Source organism: Streptomyces sp. CB03234 (genome assembly GCF_001905885.1).
Classification (GTDB): Bacteria; Actinomycetota; Actinomycetes; order Streptomycetales; family Streptomycetaceae; genus Streptomyces.
In genome coordinates this window covers 398,550-416,879 of record NZ_LIYH01000005.1, presented here as the reverse complement: position 1 = coordinate 416,879, position 18,330 = coordinate 398,550, and the positions used below count along the sequence as shown (strand labels likewise).

Here is an 18,330-nt window from a genome sequence, read left to right as displayed (position 1 = left end):
GCCGGGATCGCCGGGGCGCAGCTCGGTGGCGGTTGATCCGTTCATCTTCTTAGAGTGGGGCAATGCGCACCGAGGACGTCCTGGCCGCCATCGCGACGGGCCTGTGGCGCTGGGACAACGCATCCGGGATCGTCACCCTCGACGCGGAGGCCGCCCGGCTGCTCGGGCTGCCCGCCGAGCCGGCCGAGCTGACCGAGGCCGCCGTGCGCTCCCGCTTCCACCCGGTCGACTGGAACGAGATCGACGGGATCGTGAACCTCGCCGTGGCGGAGGGCACCCTCGCCGAGGCCCGGCTGCGGATCATGGACGAGAGCGGGCGGGTGATCCGTACCGTACGCAGCCGGTCGAAGCCGCTGGTCGAGGGCACCGACTACCAGCTGGTCGGGACGTTGCAGGAGGTCGCCGAGCCGCAGCCGGGTACCGCCGCCCGTACGCCGGTCACGGGGGACTGGCGCCGTTCGCGCGAGGCGTTCCTGCTGGACGCGGGGCGGGCGCTGGCGGAGGCGCGGTCGACGGCGGAGGTGCTGCGGGTGGCGGCGTCGCTGTCGATGCCCGGGTTCTCGCCGGACGGGCTCGCGGTCTTCGGCGTCTCGGGCGACCGGCTGACGATCATCGGCCACCACGGGCACAACGCGGGCGACGACGGTCCGTTCTCGGACATGCCGCTGGACACCGACTATCCGGCGGCGGAGGTGGTACGGACCGGGCGCGCGATCTATCTGCCGTCGCCGGAGGAGTACCGGGCCCGCTTCCCGGCGACCTGGCCTCTGGCGCAACGTTTCGGCAGGGAGTCGTGGGCGTTCCTGCCGCTGATCGTCGCGGGGCGCACCATGGGCGCCTGGATGGCCGCCTTCACGTACCCGGTGCCGTTCACGCCCGACGAACGGTCCGTCCTGACGACCGTGGCCCGGATGCTGGCGCAGGCGCTGGCCCGCGCCGGGGTCGCCGAGTCGGAGCGGGAGCTGTCGCTGGGCCTGCAGCGCACGATGATGCCGGTCCTGGGCCCGGCGATCCCCGGCATGGAGGTCGCCGCGCGGTACGTCCCGACCGGCGGCGGGCTCCAGGTCGGCGGCGACTGGTACGACATGATCCAGCTCCCCGGCGGACGCATCGCGCTTGTCATCGGCGACGTCCAGGGGCATGACGTGCGGGCGGCCGGGCTGATGGGCCAGCTGCGGATCGCGCTGCGCGCGTACGCCTCGGAGGGCCACCGCCCCGACGCGGTGCTGTCCCGGGCGTCCCGCTTCCTGTACGGGATCACGGACGGGGCGGAGGGCGACCACGGGGCGGCCCGGTTCGCGACCTGCCTGTACCTGGAGGTCGACCCGGCGATCGGGACGCTCGACATCGCGCGGGCGGGCCACCCCGACCCGGCGATCCGGATGGCCGACGGGACGGTGATGCTGCGGCCGACGGCGGGCGGCCTGCCGCTGGGCATCGTCCCCGACACGGACTACCCGACGACCCGGCTCACCCTGGAGCCCGGCGAGACCCTGATGATCTGCACGGACGGGCTCCTGGAGACCGGCGGCCACGACCTGGAGACCGGCTGGACCCGCATCCGCACCCTGCTGGAGCGGCACGACACCGAGGGCGAGTCGCTGGAGGTGCTGGCCGACAACCTGGTCCAGGCCGTGCACGGGCCCGGCTCCCACCACACCACCGGTCCGCTCGCCGACCGCCGAGAGGACGACATCGCGGTCCTGCTGCTGTCCCGGACCGCCGGGCCGCTGCGGACGGCCGCGGCCCGGCGTACCGCGATGACCGTCGCGCAGGCCGAGCCGGAACGGATCGCGGCCGCCCGGGCGCACCTGCGGGAGCTGCTGCACGACTGGGCGGACGCGGAGCAGGTCGACTCGGCGGTCCTGATGGTCTCCGAGATGGTCACCAACGTGCTCGTCCACACCGACGGCGACGCGCTGCTGGTGGCCGAGGCGAGGGGCGACCACGGCAAGCGGCGGCTGCGCGTCGAGGTCGCGGACGCCAGCGACGAGCTGCCGCACCGGCGGCGCCCGGGCGAGATGGCGTCGTCGGGGCGCGGGCTGATCCTGATGGAGATGCTGGCGCACGAGTGGGGCGTGGACCCCAGGGGCGAGGGCAAGTCGATCTGGTTCGAGCTGCACGAGGACCGGGACGGGGAACCCTAGGTGTATTGCCTTGTGAGGTTGGGGACGCGGCTGGCGGGTGGTTGCCCTTTCAGGGCGGTGTGTCCGCGGTGGTGATTGTAGGAGTGCAGCCACTGTGGGAACGCTTTGCGGCGTTCGGTCTCTGACCGATAGGGCCGTGCGTAGGCCCACTCGTCCAGCAGGGTGCGGTTGAAGCGTTCGACCTTGCCGTTGGTCTGGGGCCGCCAGGGCCTGGTCCAGCGGGGGCTGATGCCCAGGTCGCGGCAGGTGTCGCGCCAGGTGTTCTTGCTGTAGGCCCAGGCGTTGTCGGTCAGGACCCGTTCGATGCGGATGCCCAGGGACGCGAAGTAGGCCGTGGCCCGAGCCAGGAAACCTGCGCAGGTCGGGGCGGTCTCGTCGGGCAGGTCCTCGGTGTAGGCGATCCGGCTGTGGTCGTCGAGGGCGGTGTGCAGGTAGGCGTATCCAGCGCCGTTAACCCGGTCCTTGTGCGGGCTGCCGGCCGCCCGGCCGAGGACTTTGTGGCCGCCGCCGTCGGGGATTCTCCCAAGCTTCTTGACGTCGATGTGGACCAGTTCGCCGGGTCGGGCGCGTTCGTAGCGGCGAACGGGTTCGCCGGTGGCCCGGTCCAGAGCCGCCAGGGGCGGCTGGCCGTTGCGGACGAGGATGCGGTGGGCGGTCGAGGCCGCGATATGGCACCGGACGGCCAGCCGTAGCGGACCGATGCGGTGTTCGCGGCGGAGCCGGACCACTTCCGTCTCGATCTCGGCCGGCGTCCGTCGGGGCTGGTGGTGGGGCCGGCTGGAGCGGTCACTCATTCCGGCGACGCCGAACTGCCGGTAGCGGCCGGCCCAGCGGGCGGCGGTGGTGTGGCTGACCTGGAAACGCTCCGCTGCCCGGCGCAGCGGCCAGCCGTCCTCGACGACACAGCGGGCCAGCCGAAGACGCCCGGTCTCGGTCAGCGGGGCATTACGGTGGGGCACGAGGGCCTCCTCGGATCGGTGCAGATGTCGCAATCCACACCGAACCCGGAGGCCCTCACCCGTTCAAGAACCCAGCACGCGTGTCACCAACGTCTCCGGACAGCACACCTAGGCCGTGGCCGCCACCGGGTGCGTGAGGCGCAGTTTGGACTGGCCGTGCGGCAGGCGCTCCCAGTCGTCCATGAAGTGGGCGGCCAGACCGTGCTTCTCCGCCAGCCGCACCAGCGTCTCCGTACGGTAGTAGAAGTCCTCGCCCAGCACCTGGTGCTCACGGCCCTCGGTGCGGTCGTACGTGAAGTCGAAGAAGCCGCCGGGGGCGAGGACCCGGCCCACGTGCGCCAGGCACTCGTCGATGACCTCCAGGGGCGAGTGGGAGAACACGCTGTGCGCGTGGACCACCGTGAACCAGGAGTCGGGCAGGAAGTCCAGCTTCAGGTTGTCGACGGGCGTCAGGTACGGCATCTTCCGCTGGAGTCCGTACCGTACGAGGGTCTTCTTCGCCTCGATGAGGATGTCGGGCGAGATGTCGATCCCGTAGTAGTGGCCGGGCTCCAGGTGCTCGATGAACCGCCACCCGGCGCGCAGGTTGCCGCAGCCGATCTCCAGCATCCGGTCCTCGGGCCGCAGCCCGTGCTCGACGAGGTAGTCGTACTGCATCTGCCCGATGGCCAGCCAGCGCGCGTGCGACGGCCGGCCGCCCACCGCGGCCTCCGGGCTGCGGGCGGTGTCGGACGCCATGACGGCCCGGTAGTACGCGATGTGGTCGCCGCCGTGCTTCAGCCGCAGTCGCGCGTTGCGGGCCGCCCGGCGCAGGTGGGGCACCACCCGCTGCGGGTGCGTCACCGCGTACCGCACCTTGTGGCCGATCCGGGACCGGTTCTTCAGCAGGCGTGGGTCGCGTGGTGTCTGGTGCTTCTGCTCCTGCATGACGGCCTCCGTACGTGCCCGGGCTGCCCCCTGTCGCGGATGCTAACCGGGTGCCGGGCCGGCGGCGGTCCGGGACACGGCCTACGTACCGCCCGCCGCGTACAGCCTGCGCAGCTCGCCGACCACCCCGAACGCGGCGGCCGTCAGCGGCACGGCGAGCAGCATGCCGAGGATCCCGGCGACGGACGCGCCCGCGGTGATGGCGAGCATGACGACGGCCGGGTGCATCTGGACCGTACGGCTCTGGATCACCGGCTGGAGGACGTGCCCTTCGATGAGCTGTACGGCGAGCACGACGCCGACCGCCCACAGCGCGATGACGACGCCCCGGTCCGCGAGCGCCACCAGGATCGCCACGGCTCCGGAGATGAACGCGCCGAGGTACGGGATGTACGCGCCGACGAAGACGAGCGCGCCGAGCCCGACCGCGCCCGGGACGCGCAGGATGAGCAGCCCGGCCGTGATGAGGAGCGCGTCGATGAGGGCGATGAACGTCGTACCGCGCATGAAGCCCTCCACGGCCCCGAAGGCGCGGCGGGCCATGGCCTCGACGTGGTCGGCGCTGCCGCGGGGCACGAGGCCGCGCAGGGCGCGCATGGCGCGGCCCGAGTCGCGGAGGAAGAAGAAGACCAGGAGCAGGGCGAGGACGGCCATGGCGATCACCTCGCCGACGACGCTGAGCCCGCTGATCACCCCGGTCGCCGCCGTGCTGCCGAACCTCCCGAGGAGGTCCCTGGCGTTGGCGGCGAGGTCGTCGAGGGAGGTGCCGGCGGCGCCGAAGTGCTGGGCGAGGTCGGTGGCGGCGCGGCGGAGCGAGGTGAGGATCTGGTCGCCGGTGTCGATGAGCGCGGCGACCACGATGTACGTGGCGCCGCCGACGACGGCGACCACGGCCGCGCAGGTCAGCCCGGCGGCCAGGGACCGCTGGACCTTCATGGCGACGAGCCGCCGGTACAGCGGCCCGAGCAGCGCGGTCCCGAGCAGGGCGAGCAGCACGGGCGTGACGGCGGTCTGGAACGTCACGCACAGCCACACGCCGACCGCCGCCACGCCGGTGACGAGCAGGATGACCACGCACCAGGCGGCGATGCGGCGGACGGGCTCGGGCAGCGTGTGCACCCCACCACGCCACCACGCCCACCCGGGCCCCGCCCGTGGACGGGCCCGGCCGGGTGACACCCAGTCAGGGCCGCGCGGTCGGGGGCGGGGGCCGCGTTACGGCCACCGGCCGGGCGGGGGCGGGGCGGCCGGGCGGGGGCTGGCCGGCCCGTCGCGGTCACCGGGGCGTCACGGCCACCGAGCCGTCACGGGCCGCCCGGCCCGTACCGGGTCCGTTCAGGCGCCCGGGGTGATTTCGTGGCCCGTGCCGTCCTGCATGCCGTGGACCGCCGGGATACGGCCGAGGCGGCCGGCCTGGAAGTCCTCGAAGGCCTGCCGCAGCTCGGCCTGGGTGTTCATGACGAACGGGCCGTAGTGCGCCATCGGCTCCCGGATCGGCTGCCCGCCCAGGAGGATGACCTCCAGGTCCGGGGTGTGGCCGTCCTGCTTTTCGTCGGCGCGGACGGTCAGCGAGCCCCCGTCGCCGAAGACGGCCGTCTGGCCCATGTGGACGGGCCGCCGCTCGCCCCCGACGGAACCGCGCCCGGCGAGGACGTACGCGAGGCCGTTGAAGTCCTGCCGCCACGGGAGGGTGACCTCCGCGCCGGGGCGCAGGGTCGCGTGGATCATGGTGATCGGGGTGTGCGTGATGCCCGGGCCCTCGTGCCCGTCCAGCTCGCCGGCGATGACGCGCAGCAGCGCGCCGCCGTCGGGGGAGGTGAGGAGCTGGACCTGGCCGCCGCGGATGTCCTGGTAGCGGGGGTCCATCCACTTGTCCTTGGCGGGCAGGTTGACCCACAGCTGGAGCCCGTGGAAGAGGCCGCCGGACATGACGAGGTTCTCCGGCGGCGCCTCGATGTGCAGCAGCCCGGACCCGGCGGTCATCCACTGGGTGTCGCCGTTGCGGATGGTGCCACCGCCCCCGTTGCTGTCCTGGTGGACGAAGGTGCCGTCGATGAGGTACGTGACGGTCTCGAAGCCGCGGTGCGGGTGCCACGGCGTTCCCTTCGCCTCCCCGACGCCGTACTCCACCTCGCCCATCTGGTCCATCATGATGAACGGGTCGAGGTAGCGGTAGTTGATCCCGGCGAACGCGCGGCGCACCGGGAAGCCCTCCCCCTCGAAGCCGCTCGGTGCGGTGGTCACGGCCAGCACCGGGCGCTGCACGGTACCCGCGGGCGTGTCGACGCGCGGCAGGGTGAGCGGGTTCTCGACGGTTACGGCAGGCATGACGGTCCTCCTCGGGGCCGCCCCTCCGGGCGGCATACCCCCAGATTAGTTGAACACTGAACTTCCTGCCACCGGAACACGGCTCCCCGGCCACCCATTCCCGCCCACACCCGCACGCGGTACCCCCGACGCGCTCGGTGATACTGCAAGCGACATCGCAGCGATCCGTAGCGATCCGTAGCGATCAGTAAGTGCGAGCGAGTGCCAGTGAGTGCAGTGAGTGCAGTGAGGAAGCCCGTGTCCGAAAGACCGCGCCGCCCGCGCCCCGGCGTCCGGCGCACCGACTGGGCGATCGCGGCGGCCGCCTCGCTGGAACTGTTCACACTGGTCGGCGCCCTCGACATCGAGTCCGCCGCCGTCTGCCCGCCGGCCCTGCTCGGGCTCGTCCTGCGCCGCCGGTTCCCCGTGCCGGTCCTGCTCGCCACCCTGCCGTCCATGGCCACCGGCCACCTGTGGCTGGCGCCCATGATCGCCATGTTCACCGTGGCGGCCGAGCTGCCCCGCCACCCGGTCCGCCGCCCCGCCGTCATCGGCTGCGCGGCGGCGGTGTTCGCGTCGTCCATGCAGTGGGGACTGGTCGCGGAACCCGCCCTGACCTGGACCGACCACCTGATCACCGTCCAGATCGCCCTGATGTTCAGCATCGGGCCCACCGGCCTGGGCCTGCTCGCCCGCACCCGCTCCGAGCTGCGCTCCCGCCTGGCCGAGCTGACCGAGAGCCAGGCACGCGGGCGCCGGCTGGAGGCCGAACAGGCCGTGGCGCGGGAGCGGGCCCGCATGGCACGGGAGATGCACGACACCGTCTCGTACCACCTGGGCATCATCACCGCCCAGGCCGGAGCCCTGTGGGCCACCGCCCCCGACGACACCGTCCGGGAGGACGCCGAGACGATCCGCCGCCACGGCGCCGACGCGATGCGGGAACTGCGCGACGTCGTCGGCGTACTGCGCGGCCCGGACGAGGAGGAGGCGGGCCACGCCCGCCTGGACAACCTGCCCGCCCTGGTCGAGGAGAGCCGGCTCGACGCCACCCTGAGCCTGACCCTGCCGGACGGGGGCCACCCCTGCGCGGCCGCCGTCGAGCGTGCCGCCTACCGCACCGTGCAGGAAGCCCTCACCAACGTACGCAAGCACGCCCCCGGCGCCCCGGTCACCGTCTCGGTGGGTCCGTCACCCGACCGCCGCGACACCCTCGTCATCGAGGTACGCAACGGTCCCGCCACCGCCCCGCCGCCACCCGGCCCCTCCGGCGGGTTCGGCCTGCGGGGCCTGAAGGAGCGCACCGCCCTGGCCGGTGGCCGCCTCGACGCCGGGCCCACGGACGACGGCGGCTTTCTCGTACGTGCCGTACTGCCGCTCTCGCCACCCGCCGTCAGTGAGACGCCGCCGCCAACGCGAGCGGCGGGCGGGACGAGGTGGTACGGGAAGAGGTGGTACCGGACGAGGTGGTACGGGAAGACGCGGGCACCCCGGCCGCGATGCTGTGCGCCAGCACCGCCGCCTGAACTCGATTGGCCAGGCCCAGCTTGGACAGGATCGCGCTGACGTGTTCCTTGGTCGTGGACGCGCTCATCAGCAGCCTGCGCCCGATGTCGGCGTTGGTGAGCCCCTCGGCCACCAGCTCCAGCACCTGGCGCTCCCGCTCGGTGAGACTGTCCAGGCGCGGGTCCCTCGGCGCCGGCCGCGTACGACCACCGCTGAGGTATCCGTCGACCACGACCCGGGCCGCCGTCGACGACAGCACGGTGCCGCCGGACGCCAACACCCGTACCGCGTCGGCCAGTTCCCGCGGAGTGGCGTCCTTGAGCAGGAAGCCCGACGCCCCGGCGCCCAGCGCGGCCGCGATGTCCTCGTCGGCTGAGAAGGTCGTCAGGACGGCGACCGCGGGACGCACGGAACGCGCCTGGAGCGCGGCCAGTACGGACAGCCCGTCGACGTCCGGCATGCGCAGGTCCAGCAGCACCACGTCGGGCCGGTGCCTCTCCACGGCCTCGACGGCGCCCCGCCCGTCACAGGCGGCGGGAACCTCGATGTCGGGCTCGCTCTCCAGGATGCGCTGCATGCACGAACGCAGCAGAACCTCGTCGTCGACCACCAATACGCGGATCATCACGCCCCCCTTGCGAGCGATCAACATATCAATCGAACCGGAGGAGTTGATTCAGACGCGTGCCGCCATGGTGTCGGTGACCAGCTTCACCAGCGCCGGGTCCCACGTCTGTACGAGCAGCTCGACCGCCCCCGCGCCCGCCGCCTCGCAGACGATGACGGTGCCGCCCCTGCCGCCACCGGTCGCGACGTTTCCCGGGGAGGTCAGCCGGAGCCTCTTCGCGCCCCCGGTACGGTCCAGCACGGCACCCGCCCGCGTCAGCGTGAGCTTCCCCCGGCACATGGCGGCGGCCGGGCCCTCGGCGCGCATCCGGTAACGGCAGCGCAGCACCGCTCCCTTGCCGCGCCGGAAGGACGCGATCCGGCGGGCGGAGACCGACGCGTCGAAGGTCCTGCCGAACAGCCGCAGAGCCAGGTCCATCAGCGAATGCAGGGCGAATTCGAACAAGAGCACCATGCGCACAAGGATCACCGACGCCCCGGAGGCGGCGGTACCCGCCGACCTTCCGTTCCCGCTCCCCCCACTTGGGGCGCCGCCCCGGCCGGTCAGCGGGCCGTCGGCGGCGCGTCAGCGGTCGAAGTGGTAGACGAACGGCACCGGGAGCGGGAACGGCAGCACCGCGTCGACCGCCTCCCAGCCCCGGCGGGCCAGCGCGATCCCCAAGCGCTGCGCTCGGTCCCCTTCACCGCCGGCTGCTCGCCCTCGGCGCCCTGGGTCAGATGCCAGGTGGACGGGAGCAGCGAGGCCTTGGCGTCCTCGCGGAACGTCCCTATGGAGGCGCCGTCCGGCCCCGTCACGTCATACGTGGCCCCCAGGTCGACGACCTGCCGCGCCTTGAAGCCGCCGAGCACCTCGGAGCGGTCCTCGCCGGTCCAGAGCGTGATCTGCTCCTTGAGCTTGAACCGCTTCTGCCCGGCGAAGGCGACGACGCCACCGCCGCCCGGTTCGGTGATTACGGTCGGCTCGGGCGGCTCAGCCGTACATCCGCCGCATGGCGAAGTCGACCATCTGCTCCACGGCCTTGGCGTCGAACACCATCCGGTGGTCGCCCTCCATGTCCAGGACGAAGCCGTACCCGGTGGGCAGCAGGTCGATCACCTCGGCGCCGGTGATCACGAAGTACTTGGACTCCTTGCCCGCGTACCGGCGCAGTTCCTTGAGCGACGTGAACATCGGGATGACCGGCTGCTGAGTGTTGTGCAGCGCGAGGAAGCCGGGGTTGTCACCGCGCGGGCAGTAGACCTTCGAGGTCGCGAAGATCTGCTGGAAGTCCTCGGCCGACAGCGACCCGGTGGTGAACGCCCGCACGGCATCCGCGAGCGAGGGCGGCGACGGCTCGGGGTACAGCGGCGGCTGCTGCGCGTACCCCTGCTGGGGCGGGGCGTAGGCGCCCTGGTTCTGCTCGTACCCGTACATGCCCGTAAGCCTACCGAGCCCCACCCCCACCCCGGAGCCCCACAGCCGCCCAGGCTCCCGGGTACGGGCCCGCTTACGCCCCGGAGGTGGCCGGTCCGCTCATGGCGACCGTGCGGGGCGCGCCCTCGGGGTGGGCGCCCCGCCCACGGTGACCGTGCGGGCCACCGCCCTCGGGCTGGACGCCTTGCCCATGGTGGGCGTGTGGGGCGCCGCTCTCGGGCTGGATGCCCTGCTCACGGTGACCGTGCGGGCCACCGCCCCCGAGGCGGACGCCCAGCCCACGATGACCGTGCGGGCCACCGCCCCCGAGGCGGACGCCCAGCCCACGATGACCGTGCGGGCCACCGCCCCCGAGGCGGACGCCCAGCCCACGATGACCGTGCGGGCCACCGCCCCCGAGGCAGACGCCCCGCCCACGATGACCGTGCGGGCCACCGCCCCCGAGGCAGACGCCCCGCCCACGATGACCGTGCGGGCCACCGCCCCCGAGGCAGACGCCCCGCCCACGATGACCGTGCGGGCCACCGCCCCCGAGGCAGACGCCCCGCCCACGATGACCGTGCGGGCCACCCTCTCTCCGAGTGTGGCGGGCTCCGGCGTCCCGTCAAGGGCGCTCCCTTCGGTCGCGTCGCTTCGCGATGGGCTTCGCCCACCCTTGACCGGCCGCCTCCGCCCGCCTTTTCCCACTCGGAGGGCGGCCCCGGGGGAACGGGCCCAGGAGGGGCCCGCCTTTGCCGGTGCCGTTCGTGGCCGGGAGGCGGGTGCCGGGGCAGGCGCGGCAGAGGAATGGGGCGGCGCGGCTCGGCTAAGCGGCGAGCGGCCGTCTTCCGGTTGCGGTACAGGACCTCGCTCCTGCCGGTGGTGGGTGCGCGGCAGTGGCATGGGGCTGCCGGGGTCGGTCCGGCGGCTGCGGGTGGGTGATGTGCCGGGGTTCAGGCAGGTGGCTGGGGTGGGTGCGGGGCTGGGCCTGGGTGTTGCTTCGCCCCAGCGGCACCCGGCCGGTCGGCTCCCGGGCACCTCACCGGCCCCGCCTGCCCCACAGGGAGGCCCCACCCGTCTCCTTGGTCACAGCAGCACCGGGATGGGGGAGTTGTGGGCGGTGTGGGACACCTCCCCGCCGTGGTGTCGGGGGCTGTGGGTGTCCCATGCCGCCCACAACTCCGGCGAGGCGACACGGCTGTGACTGGAGAGGGCAGGGGGGTCGTCCTGTGGTGTCGGCTGGGGTGTCCTGGGCCCGCGGGACCGCCAGCGGGTCCCGTAGAGCATCAGCCGGGCCGGGAAGGCCACGCCTCCAGGCGGACCCTGCGGGGCACCCGGTGTCCGGATCCGTCCCTCTGGCCCCGCCTGCCTCACCACGTCGCCCCACTCGCCCCCACCGTCACACCTGCACCACAGCCGGGGAGTTGCGGGCGGTGTAGGACACCTCCCGGCCAAGCGCATCCGGGCAGGGGTGTCCGATCCCGCCCACAACCCCAGGGGGCCGATACGGCTGTGACTGGAGGGCCGCCCCTTCCCGGGCTGTCCCGGCAGGGGAGCAGCGGGGCGTGCCCCGGCCGCACCCGAGTCGCCGGGAGGCCGTGGGCCCGGGCCCGAGCCGAAGGCCCGACCGGGCCGGGCGCTTCACCGTCCCGTGGCCCGACGCCCCCGCCGTGCCCCCGGCCGGACAGGGCAACACCCTGGCCCAGCCCCGCACCCACCTCAGCCACCTGCCTTAACCCCGGCCCCTCACCCGGCCGCAGTCGCCGAGCCGACCCCAGAAGCCCCATTGCACTGGGGCGCACCCACCACTCACCGGAGCGAGGTCTTGTGCCGCAACCCGAAGACGGCCGCCAGTCGCTTAGCCGAGCCGTCACCGCCCCATTCCACTGTCGCGCCTGCCCCGGCCCGGTCGCCTCGGCAACGAACCCCGGCACAGTGGTGCGCCCCCCGGGATGCCTGCTCCCCGGGGCCGCCCTCCGAGAGAAAACGCGCGAGTGGAGGCGGCCTGTCAAGGGTGGGCGAAGCCCATCGGCGAAGCCGACGCGAAGCGCCCTTGACAGGGCGCCGGAGCCCGCGACTCTCGGAAGGGAGGGCGGCCCGGAACGGTGACCGTGACCAGACGGCCCACCCCGGGGACGGTGATCAGCGCATCGCGTCCAGCGTCGGGAGCAGGGTGCGCGGGTCGTGGCCGGTCAGCCACAGGCCGATGAGGAACGCGGTCGTCGCCTCGAGCAGCCGGGCGCGCCCGAGGTCGCCCACGACGAGCGGTTCGCCGCCGACGTCCCGTACCAGCGTGCGTACCGTCTCCAGGGCCGCCTCGTCGTCGCCGCACAGCGGCACCGTGGGCGGGGCGGTACGCCATACCGCGTCCGCGCAGTGGTTGAACGCCTTCACCACGCGGGCGCCGGACGCCTCGGCGATCCGCTCGGCGGCGGAGGGACCGCCCCCGGTGGTGAGCGTGAAGCCCGGCCCGATGGGGTTCGTACAGTCGATGAGCACGCGCCCCGCGAGGGCGCCCCCCGTCCCCTTCAGTACGGCGAGCGCGCTGTCGTACGGCACGGCGAGCAGCGTGGCGTCGCCGAAACCCGCGACGTCCGCGACCGTACCCCCGCCCTCGGCTCCGATGCGGCCGGCCAGCTCCGCCGCCTTCCCGGGCGTGCGGCCACCGATCCGTACGCGGTGCCCGGCGCGCACCCAGTGGGTGCCGAGGGCCTCCGCCATGTTGCCGTTCCCGAGGATTCCGATGCGCATGGCCGCTCCTTCGTACGCTGACGTGGACGTGGACGTGGACGTGGACGTGGACGTCTTCGTCGACGACGCTAAGCGGCTGGTCGCGTACCGAATGGTGCCCAACGGCCGTGATAGGGAGGGCGTTTCATGAAAGATCGGATCCTCGCGGACTGCCGGGCGCGTCTCGGTTTCGACCTGCTGGCCAACACCTGGAACGCCGTGGTCATCTACGCCCTCGCCGACGGCCCGTGCCGCCCGCGCGAGCTGCGCGCCGCGATCGGTGGCATCAGCGCGAAGGTGCTCACCGAGACGCTCCGCCGCCTGGAGGGCCACGCCCTGGTCACCCGGCGCGTGCACGCCGAGTCGCCGCCGCGCGTCGAGTACGCCCTCACCGACCTGGGCGTCACCCTGCTGCCAACCCATCACGGCACTCGGCCGCTGGTCCGCCGAGCACGGCGACGCCTACGCCGCCGCGCAGGGCTGGGACGCCCCGGACTGAAACGTTCAGCCCGCGAGCCGCCCCGCCTTCACGGCCTCCACGAACGGCGCCCACGCGCGGGCACGGACGACGAGCGCGGGCCCGTGCGGGACCTTGGAGTCACGAACGGGGACGACGCCGGGGAGGTTGCCGGCGACTTCGACGCAGTGACCTCCGTCGCCGTTGCTGTAGCTGCTCTTACGCCACATCGCTTTGCTCAGGTAGCCCAGGCCACCCTCCGGGGCCTCCGCACCGCGCTCGCCGCACACGGGATCACGCTTCCCTCCCTCGGCCGCGACTTCGGCACCCCGCCTCTCGTCATCCTCGGCAACTGCGACATCGCCACTGCCCGTACCCTCACCGCCGCGCTGCGTGAGGCGGCCGGCCGGTGAGGCCCTCGGACGAGCGCCGCTCACCGTGATGCTGCTCGCCCTGCTGAAGGAGGCGCCCGCCCGCCAGGGCGCGCCCTGGCGGGGTGGAGGTGACTGGTCCGGGGCGTAACGCGTCACAGATCGGCCGAAAGGGTTGCTCTTATTACCGGCGGGTAGCATCATCGTAGCTACTTGCTGGTACGTGTACGAGGATTCCGCCTCCCCGAGCCTTACGGAGCCGTCGCCATGGGGCACTACAAGTCGAATCTCCGCGACATCGAGTTCAACCTCTTCGAGGTCCTCGGACGCGACAAGGTCTACGGCACCGGTCCGTTCGAGGAGATGGACGTCGAGACCGCGAAGAGCGTCCTCGACGAGCTGTGCCGTCTCGCCGAGAACGACTTCGCCGAGTCGTTCGCGGACGCCGACCGCAACCCGCCGGTCTTCGACCCGGAGACGAACACCGCGCCGATACCGGAGACGTTCAAGAAGTCCTACAAGGCCTTCATGGACTCCGAGTACTGGCGCCTCGGCCTGCCCGAGGAGATCGGCGGCACCACCTCGCCGCGCTCGCTGATCTGGGCGTACGCGGAGCTGATCCTGGGCTCGAACCCGGCGGTCTGGATGTACTCCTCCGGCCCGGCCTTCGCCGGCATCCTCTTCGAGGAGGGCAACGAGGCGCAGAAGAAGATCGCCGAGATCGCCGTCGAGAAGCAGTGGGGCTCGACGATGGTGCTGACCGAGCCCGACGCGGGCTCGGACGTCGGTGCCGGACGCACCAAGGCCGTGCAGCAGGAGGACGGCTCCTGGCACATCGAGGGCGTGAAGCGTTTCATCACGTCCGGTGAGCACGACATGTCGGAGAACATCCTCCACTACGTGCTGGCCCGCCCCGAGGGCCACGGCCCGGGCACCAAGGGCCTGTCGCTCTTCCTCGTGCCGAAGTTCCACTTCGACTGGGAGACCGGCGAGCTGGGCGAGCGCAACGGTGTGTACGCGACGAACGTCGAGCACAAGATGGGCCTCAAGGCGTCCAACACGTGCGAGATGACCTTCGGCGACAAGCACCCCGCCAAGGGCTGGCTGATCGGCGACAAGCACGACGGCATCCGCCAGATGTTCCGCATCATCGAGTTCGCCCGCATGATGGTCGGTACGAAGGCCATCGCCACCCTCTCCACGGGCTACCTGAACGCGCTGGAGTACGCCAAGGAGCGCGTGCAGGGCCCCGACCTGGCGAACTTCATGGACAAGACCGCGCCGAAGGTCACCATCACGCACCACCCGGACGTGCGCCGCTCGCTGATGACGCAGAAGGCGTACGCCGAGGGCATGCGCGCCCTGGTCATGTACACCGCCGCGATCCAGGACGAGATCCAGATCAAGGAAGCGGCCGGCGAGGACGCCAAGGCGCTGATCGGCCTGAACGACCTGCTCCTCCCGATCGTCAAGGGCTACGGCTCCGAGCGGTCCTACGAGCAGCTCGCCCAGTCGCTCCAGACCTTCGGCGGTTCCGGGTACCTGCAGGAGTACCCGATCGAGCAGTACATCCGTGACGCCAAGATCGACACCCTGTACGAGGGCACGACCGCGATCCAGGGCCAGGACTTCTTCTTCCGGAAGATCGTCCGCGACCAGGGCGCTGCGCTGAACGCCCTCTCCGAGGAGATCAAGAAGTTCCTGGCGGTCGGCACCGGCGGCGAGGAGCTGGCCCCGGCGCGCGACGCGCTCGCCAAGGCGGCCGTGGACCTGGAGGGCATCGTCGGCACGATGCTGACGGACCTCACGGCGACCGGCGAGGACGTCAAGAACATCTACAAGGTCGGTCTGAACACCACCCGCCTCCTCATGGCCTCCGGTGACGTGGTCGTCGGCTACCTGCTGCTGCGCGGTGCCGCTGTCGCGGCCGAGAAGCTGGAGACGGCCTCGGTGAAGGACCGGGCGTTCTACCAGGGCAAGATCGCGGCCGCGAAGTTCTTCGCCGCGAACGTCCTGCCGGGCGTCTCCACCGAGCGCGCCATCGCCGAGGGCGTGGACAACTCCCTCATGGAGCTGGACGAGGCCGCGTTCTAGTCCCAGTTCGCGACCGGTCCATGGCGGCCCGCCTCCGGAGGTTCCCGGGAGGCGGGCCGCCGCCGTTCACCCGGCCGCCACCGCGGTCACCAGGGTGGTGACCGGGCCGGTGACCGGGGCGCGGCCGGTGACCGGGGCGGTCGCCGGGGCAGTCGCCGGGGTGGTCGCCGGGGTGTCACCGGCCGCCCCGGTGACCGCCCCAGGACCCGCCGTCGCTCAGCGCCCCGCGCACACCGAGAAGTGGCTAACCCGGCAGGTGTCCGACGGCGCCGCCCCGCGCAGTTGGACCGCCGTGCCGTCGCCCGCCACGTACCACCGCTCGCCGCGCGGGACGCCCGCGGTGGGGCGCTCGCCCGGTTCGATCGCGACCCAGCGGCCGTGCACCGTGCGGTGCCACCGGGCCTCGGCGCCGCACAGGCGGCAGGTCATGAGCGAGCCGGTGCGCGGCGGGCGCGGCGCGGGTATCGAGGCGCGCAGCGTCGCGGCGGTCACGGGCAGGATGTCCCCGAGGCGCACGGGGTCGCGGTCCGGGGTGCCCGTCGCGGCGGTGGTGCAGGCCGCGCAGAGCGGCATTCCGAGCGGGGCGCTCCACCGCGCCCCGGGCGTTTCGCATGCGGCACAGACGGGCGAGGCGGGCGAGACGGGCGTGGTCATCGTGGTCACCAGTGCACCTCCGGTCGCGACCGGCGAGTCAGCGGAGTGCTGTCCCGCTACGTCCTCCGATAGTCGCAGCCGCCACTGACAATGGGCCTTTCACAACGGCTCCGCTCAACTGACCCGCCCGTAAAGTGAGGGCATGAGCAGCTCATCCCCCCGCTTCGACCGCGGCCACACCGACGACCTCATGACCTTCCTGGCGGAGTCCCCGACGCCGTACCACGCCGTGGCGAACGCCGGGGAACGGCTGGAGAAGGCCGGTTTCCAGAAGCTCGACGAGACCGCCGCGTGGGACGGTACGAGCGGCGGCAAGTTCGTCGTCCGCGGCGGCGCGATCATCGCCTGGTACGTGCCGGAGGGCGCCGCCCCCCACACCCCGTTCCGGATCGTCGGCGCCCACACCGACTCGCCGAACCTCCGGGTCAAGCCGCAGCCCGACATGGGCGCGCACGGCTGGCGGCAGGTCGCCGTCGAGACGTACGGCGGGACCCTGCTCAACACCTGGCTGGACCGCGATCTGGGCCTGTCCGGCCGGCTGACGCTGCGCGACGGCAGCCACCGGCTGGTGAACGTCGACCGGCCGCTGCTGCGCGTACCGCAGCTGGCGATCCACCTGGACCGGCAGGTCAACGAGGGCCTCAAGCTGGACCGTCAGAGGCACATGCAGCCGATCTGGGGCCTGGGCGACGACGTCCACGAGGGCGACCTGGTCCGGTTCGTGGCCGAGGAGGCGGAGGTGGCCGCCGGGGACGTGGCGGGCTGGGACCTGATGGTCCATGCCATCGAGGCGCCCGCCTACCTGGGCCGGGACCGGGACCTGCTGGCCGGGCCGCGCATGGACAACCTGCTGTCGGTGCACGCGGGCGTGGCCGCCCTGGCCGCCGTATCGGCCGCCGGGGACCTGGAGTTCATCCCCGTACTGGCCGCCTTCGACCACGAGGAGAACGGCTCCGAGTCCGACACCGGCGCCCAGGGGCCGCTCCTCGGCGGCGTGCTGGAGCGGTCCGTCTTCGCGCGCGGCGGCGGTTACGAGGACCGGGCGCGCGCCTTCGCCGGGACGGTGTGCCTGTCGTCGGACACCGGTCACGCCGTGCACCCTAACTACGCCGAGCGCCACGACCCGACGCACCACCCGCGCGCCAACGGCGGGCCCATCCTGAAGGTGAACGTCAACCAGCGGTACGCGACGGACGGCAGCGGCCGGGCCGTCTTCGCGGCGGCGTGCGAGAAGGCGGGCGTGCCGTGGCAGACGTTCGTGTCGAACAACGACATGCCGTGCGGCACGACGATCGGCCCGATCACCGCCGCCCGCCACGGCATCCGGACCGTGGACATCGGCGTGGCGATCCTGTCCATGCACAGCGCCCGTGAACTGTGCGGCGCCGACGACCCGTACCTGCTGGCCAATGCCCTCGTCGCGTTCCTGAAGTAGCCCGCCCCGCGTAGGTGTTGCGGGGCGGGGTACCCGCAACACCTACGCAGACGAGGAGGCGGGAATCATGGGCCTGGGTGGCTGCATCATTCTCATAGCGGTCGGGGCGATCCTCACCTTCGCGACCGACTGGGAGGCACAGGGCGTCAATCTGGACCTGGTGGGGCTGATCCTCATGGCGGTCGGCATCATCGGTGTCGCGACGTTCACGAGTATCGCCAGGCGCCGTAGGGCGGTTGTGCCGCCGGTGGCGCCGACGGTGGTCGACCCGACGGACGAACGGCGCTACTAGGACCGGCGGTCCGGCGGAAACATCTGCGAAGGCCGTGCCTGACACCGTGTCGGCATGGTTCTGCTGGGACAACGGACGGCTCTCGTACGTCATCGAGGGCCGAGGCGGCGGGTGTTCTGGAGCGTCGCCGGGGCGGCCGTGGCGCTGGTCGTGGCCGTGGGCGGTTACGCGATCGGCGCGTACGACGAGCGGCCCCGTGGGGCACGGACATCGCCTATGAGGCAGGTTTCCTCCAGGGGAACCGCACCCGCCACTACGACGTGACCGGCGAGCGGGTGCGGGACCTGCTGGAGGGCGGCTGCGCCCGTATGGAGGCCGAGGGGCTGGGCGGCCGGAAGGCCACCCACAACCCGGCGGTGTGGGTGGCCGGCTGCCCGGACGGGGCGGCGGGAAGGCCGCCCACCCCGGCACAGGGCCTGGCGTACTGATCC

At 72.6% G+C, this 18,330-nt stretch carries 17 protein-coding genes and 2 pseudogenes; 8 read left to right on the top strand and 11 right to left on the bottom strand.

Annotated elements, in window-relative coordinates:
* The first annotated feature begins 62 nt into the window (after nt 1–62).
* Complete coding sequence (locus AMK26_RS23250; protein WP_073756652.1) at nt 63–2,147, top strand: ATP-binding SpoIIE family protein phosphatase; 2,085 nt, start codon at nt 63–65, stop codon at nt 2,145–2,147.
* Here the strand turns inward: AMK26_RS23250 and AMK26_RS23245 are convergent.
* The 4 genes from AMK26_RS23245 to AMK26_RS23230 all read right to left on the bottom strand — a co-directional run bounded on the left by AMK26_RS23245 (nt 2,144) and on the right by AMK26_RS23230 (nt 6,361).
* Nucleotides 2,144–3,106: an IS481 family transposase gene (locus AMK26_RS23245; RefSeq protein ID WP_073756651.1), complete on the bottom strand. Its 963-nt coding sequence runs from the start codon at nt 3,104–3,106 to the stop codon at nt 2,144–2,146. The genes AMK26_RS23250 and AMK26_RS23245 overlap by 4 nt on opposite strands.
* Nucleotides 3,107–3,214: 108 nt before the next feature.
* A complete protein-coding gene (locus AMK26_RS23240) occupies nt 3,215–4,033 on the bottom strand; it encodes a class I SAM-dependent methyltransferase (protein WP_073756650.1) in 819 nt (272 codons plus the stop codon).
* Between the two features lie 81 nt (nt 4,034–4,114).
* Nucleotides 4,115–5,152 carry an AI-2E family transporter gene (locus AMK26_RS23235; protein WP_073756649.1) on the bottom strand — a complete coding sequence of 346 codons (1,038 nt, stop codon included), beginning with the start codon at nt 5,150–5,152 and terminating at the stop codon, nt 4,115–4,117.
* A 216-nt stretch (nt 5,153–5,368) separates the two neighbouring features.
* Nucleotides 5,369–6,361 (bottom strand): pirin family protein, encoded by a 993-nt coding sequence (locus AMK26_RS23230; RefSeq protein ID WP_073756648.1) that lies wholly within the window; start codon nt 6,359–6,361, stop codon nt 5,369–5,371.
* Nucleotides 6,362–6,796: 435 nt separating this feature from the next.
* On the opposite strand from AMK26_RS23230, the pseudogene AMK26_RS38590 reads away from it, so the two are divergent.
* Nucleotides 6,797–7,663: pseudogene (locus tag AMK26_RS38590) on the top strand (sensor histidine kinase); the annotation flags it as partial.
* A gap of 70 nt (nt 7,664–7,733) precedes the next feature.
* Here AMK26_RS38590 and AMK26_RS23220 read toward each other — a convergent pair.
* The 5 genes from AMK26_RS23220 to AMK26_RS23200 all read right to left on the bottom strand — a co-directional run bounded on the left by AMK26_RS23220 (nt 7,734) and on the right by AMK26_RS23200 (nt 12,617).
* Nucleotides 7,734–8,471, bottom strand: a complete 738-nt coding sequence (locus AMK26_RS23220) for a response regulator (protein ID WP_079277765.1) — start codon at nt 8,469–8,471, stop codon at nt 7,734–7,736.
* Between the two features lie 51 nt (nt 8,472–8,522).
* Nucleotides 8,523–8,927: a hypothetical protein gene (locus AMK26_RS23215; RefSeq protein ID WP_143608609.1), complete on the bottom strand. Its 405-nt coding sequence runs from the start codon at nt 8,925–8,927 to the stop codon at nt 8,523–8,525.
* Between the two features lie 516 nt (nt 8,928–9,443).
* Complete coding sequence (locus AMK26_RS23210; protein WP_073756645.1) at nt 9,444–9,887, bottom strand: SseB family protein; 444 nt, start codon at nt 9,885–9,887, stop codon at nt 9,444–9,446.
* A 99-nt stretch (nt 9,888–9,986) separates the two neighbouring features.
* Nucleotides 9,987–10,457: a hypothetical protein gene (locus AMK26_RS23205; RefSeq protein WP_073756644.1), complete on the bottom strand. Its 471-nt coding sequence runs from the start codon at nt 10,455–10,457 to the stop codon at nt 9,987–9,989.
* Nucleotides 10,458–12,008: 1,551 nt separating this feature from the next.
* The gene (locus AMK26_RS23200; protein WP_073756643.1) at nt 12,009–12,617 is read right to left on the bottom strand and encodes an NADPH-dependent F420 reductase; all 609 of its coding nucleotides are present in this window, start codon (nt 12,615–12,617) and stop codon (nt 12,009–12,011) included.
* Here AMK26_RS23200 and AMK26_RS38410 point away from each other — a divergent pair.
* On the top strand, nt 12,616–12,747 hold the full coding sequence (locus AMK26_RS38410) for a hypothetical protein (RefSeq protein WP_274536125.1): 132 nt from the start codon (nt 12,616–12,618) through the stop codon (nt 12,745–12,747). The two genes, AMK26_RS23200 and AMK26_RS38410, sit on opposite strands and share 2 nt — an antisense overlap.
* Nucleotides 12,744–13,095: pseudogene (locus AMK26_RS23195) on the top strand (winged helix-turn-helix transcriptional regulator). Before AMK26_RS38410 ends, AMK26_RS23195 begins: the two are co-directional and overlap by 4 nt.
* Before the next feature lie 5 nt (nt 13,096–13,100).
* Here the strand turns inward: AMK26_RS23195 and AMK26_RS23190 are convergent.
* Nucleotides 13,101–13,283, bottom strand: a complete 183-nt coding sequence (locus tag AMK26_RS23190; protein ID WP_073757069.1) for a DUF397 domain-containing protein — start codon at nt 13,281–13,283, stop codon at nt 13,101–13,103.
* A 408-nt stretch (nt 13,284–13,691) separates the two neighbouring features.
* On the opposite strand from AMK26_RS23190, the gene AMK26_RS23185 reads away from it, so the two are divergent.
* Complete coding sequence (locus AMK26_RS23185; protein WP_073756642.1) at nt 13,692–15,518, top strand: acyl-CoA dehydrogenase; 1,827 nt, start codon at nt 13,692–13,694, stop codon at nt 15,516–15,518.
* Between the two features lie 216 nt (nt 15,519–15,734).
* On the opposite strand, the gene AMK26_RS23180 is transcribed toward AMK26_RS23185, so the two are convergent.
* On the bottom strand, nt 15,735–16,172 hold the full coding sequence (locus AMK26_RS23180) for a DUF6083 domain-containing protein (RefSeq protein WP_241838061.1): 438 nt from the start codon (nt 16,170–16,172) through the stop codon (nt 15,735–15,737).
* Between the two features lie 142 nt (nt 16,173–16,314).
* Between AMK26_RS23180 and AMK26_RS23175 the strand changes: the two genes are divergently transcribed.
* The 3 genes from AMK26_RS23175 (at nt 16,315) to AMK26_RS37065 (ending at nt 18,327) form a co-directional block, all read left to right on the top strand.
* The gene (locus AMK26_RS23175) at nt 16,315–17,607 is read left to right on the top strand and encodes a M18 family aminopeptidase (protein ID WP_073756640.1); all 1,293 of its coding nucleotides are present in this window, start codon (nt 16,315–16,317) and stop codon (nt 17,605–17,607) included.
* Between the two features lie 67 nt (nt 17,608–17,674).
* On the top strand, nt 17,675–17,899 hold the full coding sequence (locus tag AMK26_RS23170) for a DUF6458 family protein (protein WP_073756639.1): 225 nt from the start codon (nt 17,675–17,677) through the stop codon (nt 17,897–17,899).
* A 260-nt stretch (nt 17,900–18,159) separates the two neighbouring features.
* Entirely contained in the window at nt 18,160–18,327 is a 168-nt protein-coding gene (locus tag AMK26_RS37065; protein ID WP_158071142.1) for a hypothetical protein, read from the top strand.
* Nucleotides 18,328–18,330: the final 3 nt, after the last annotated feature.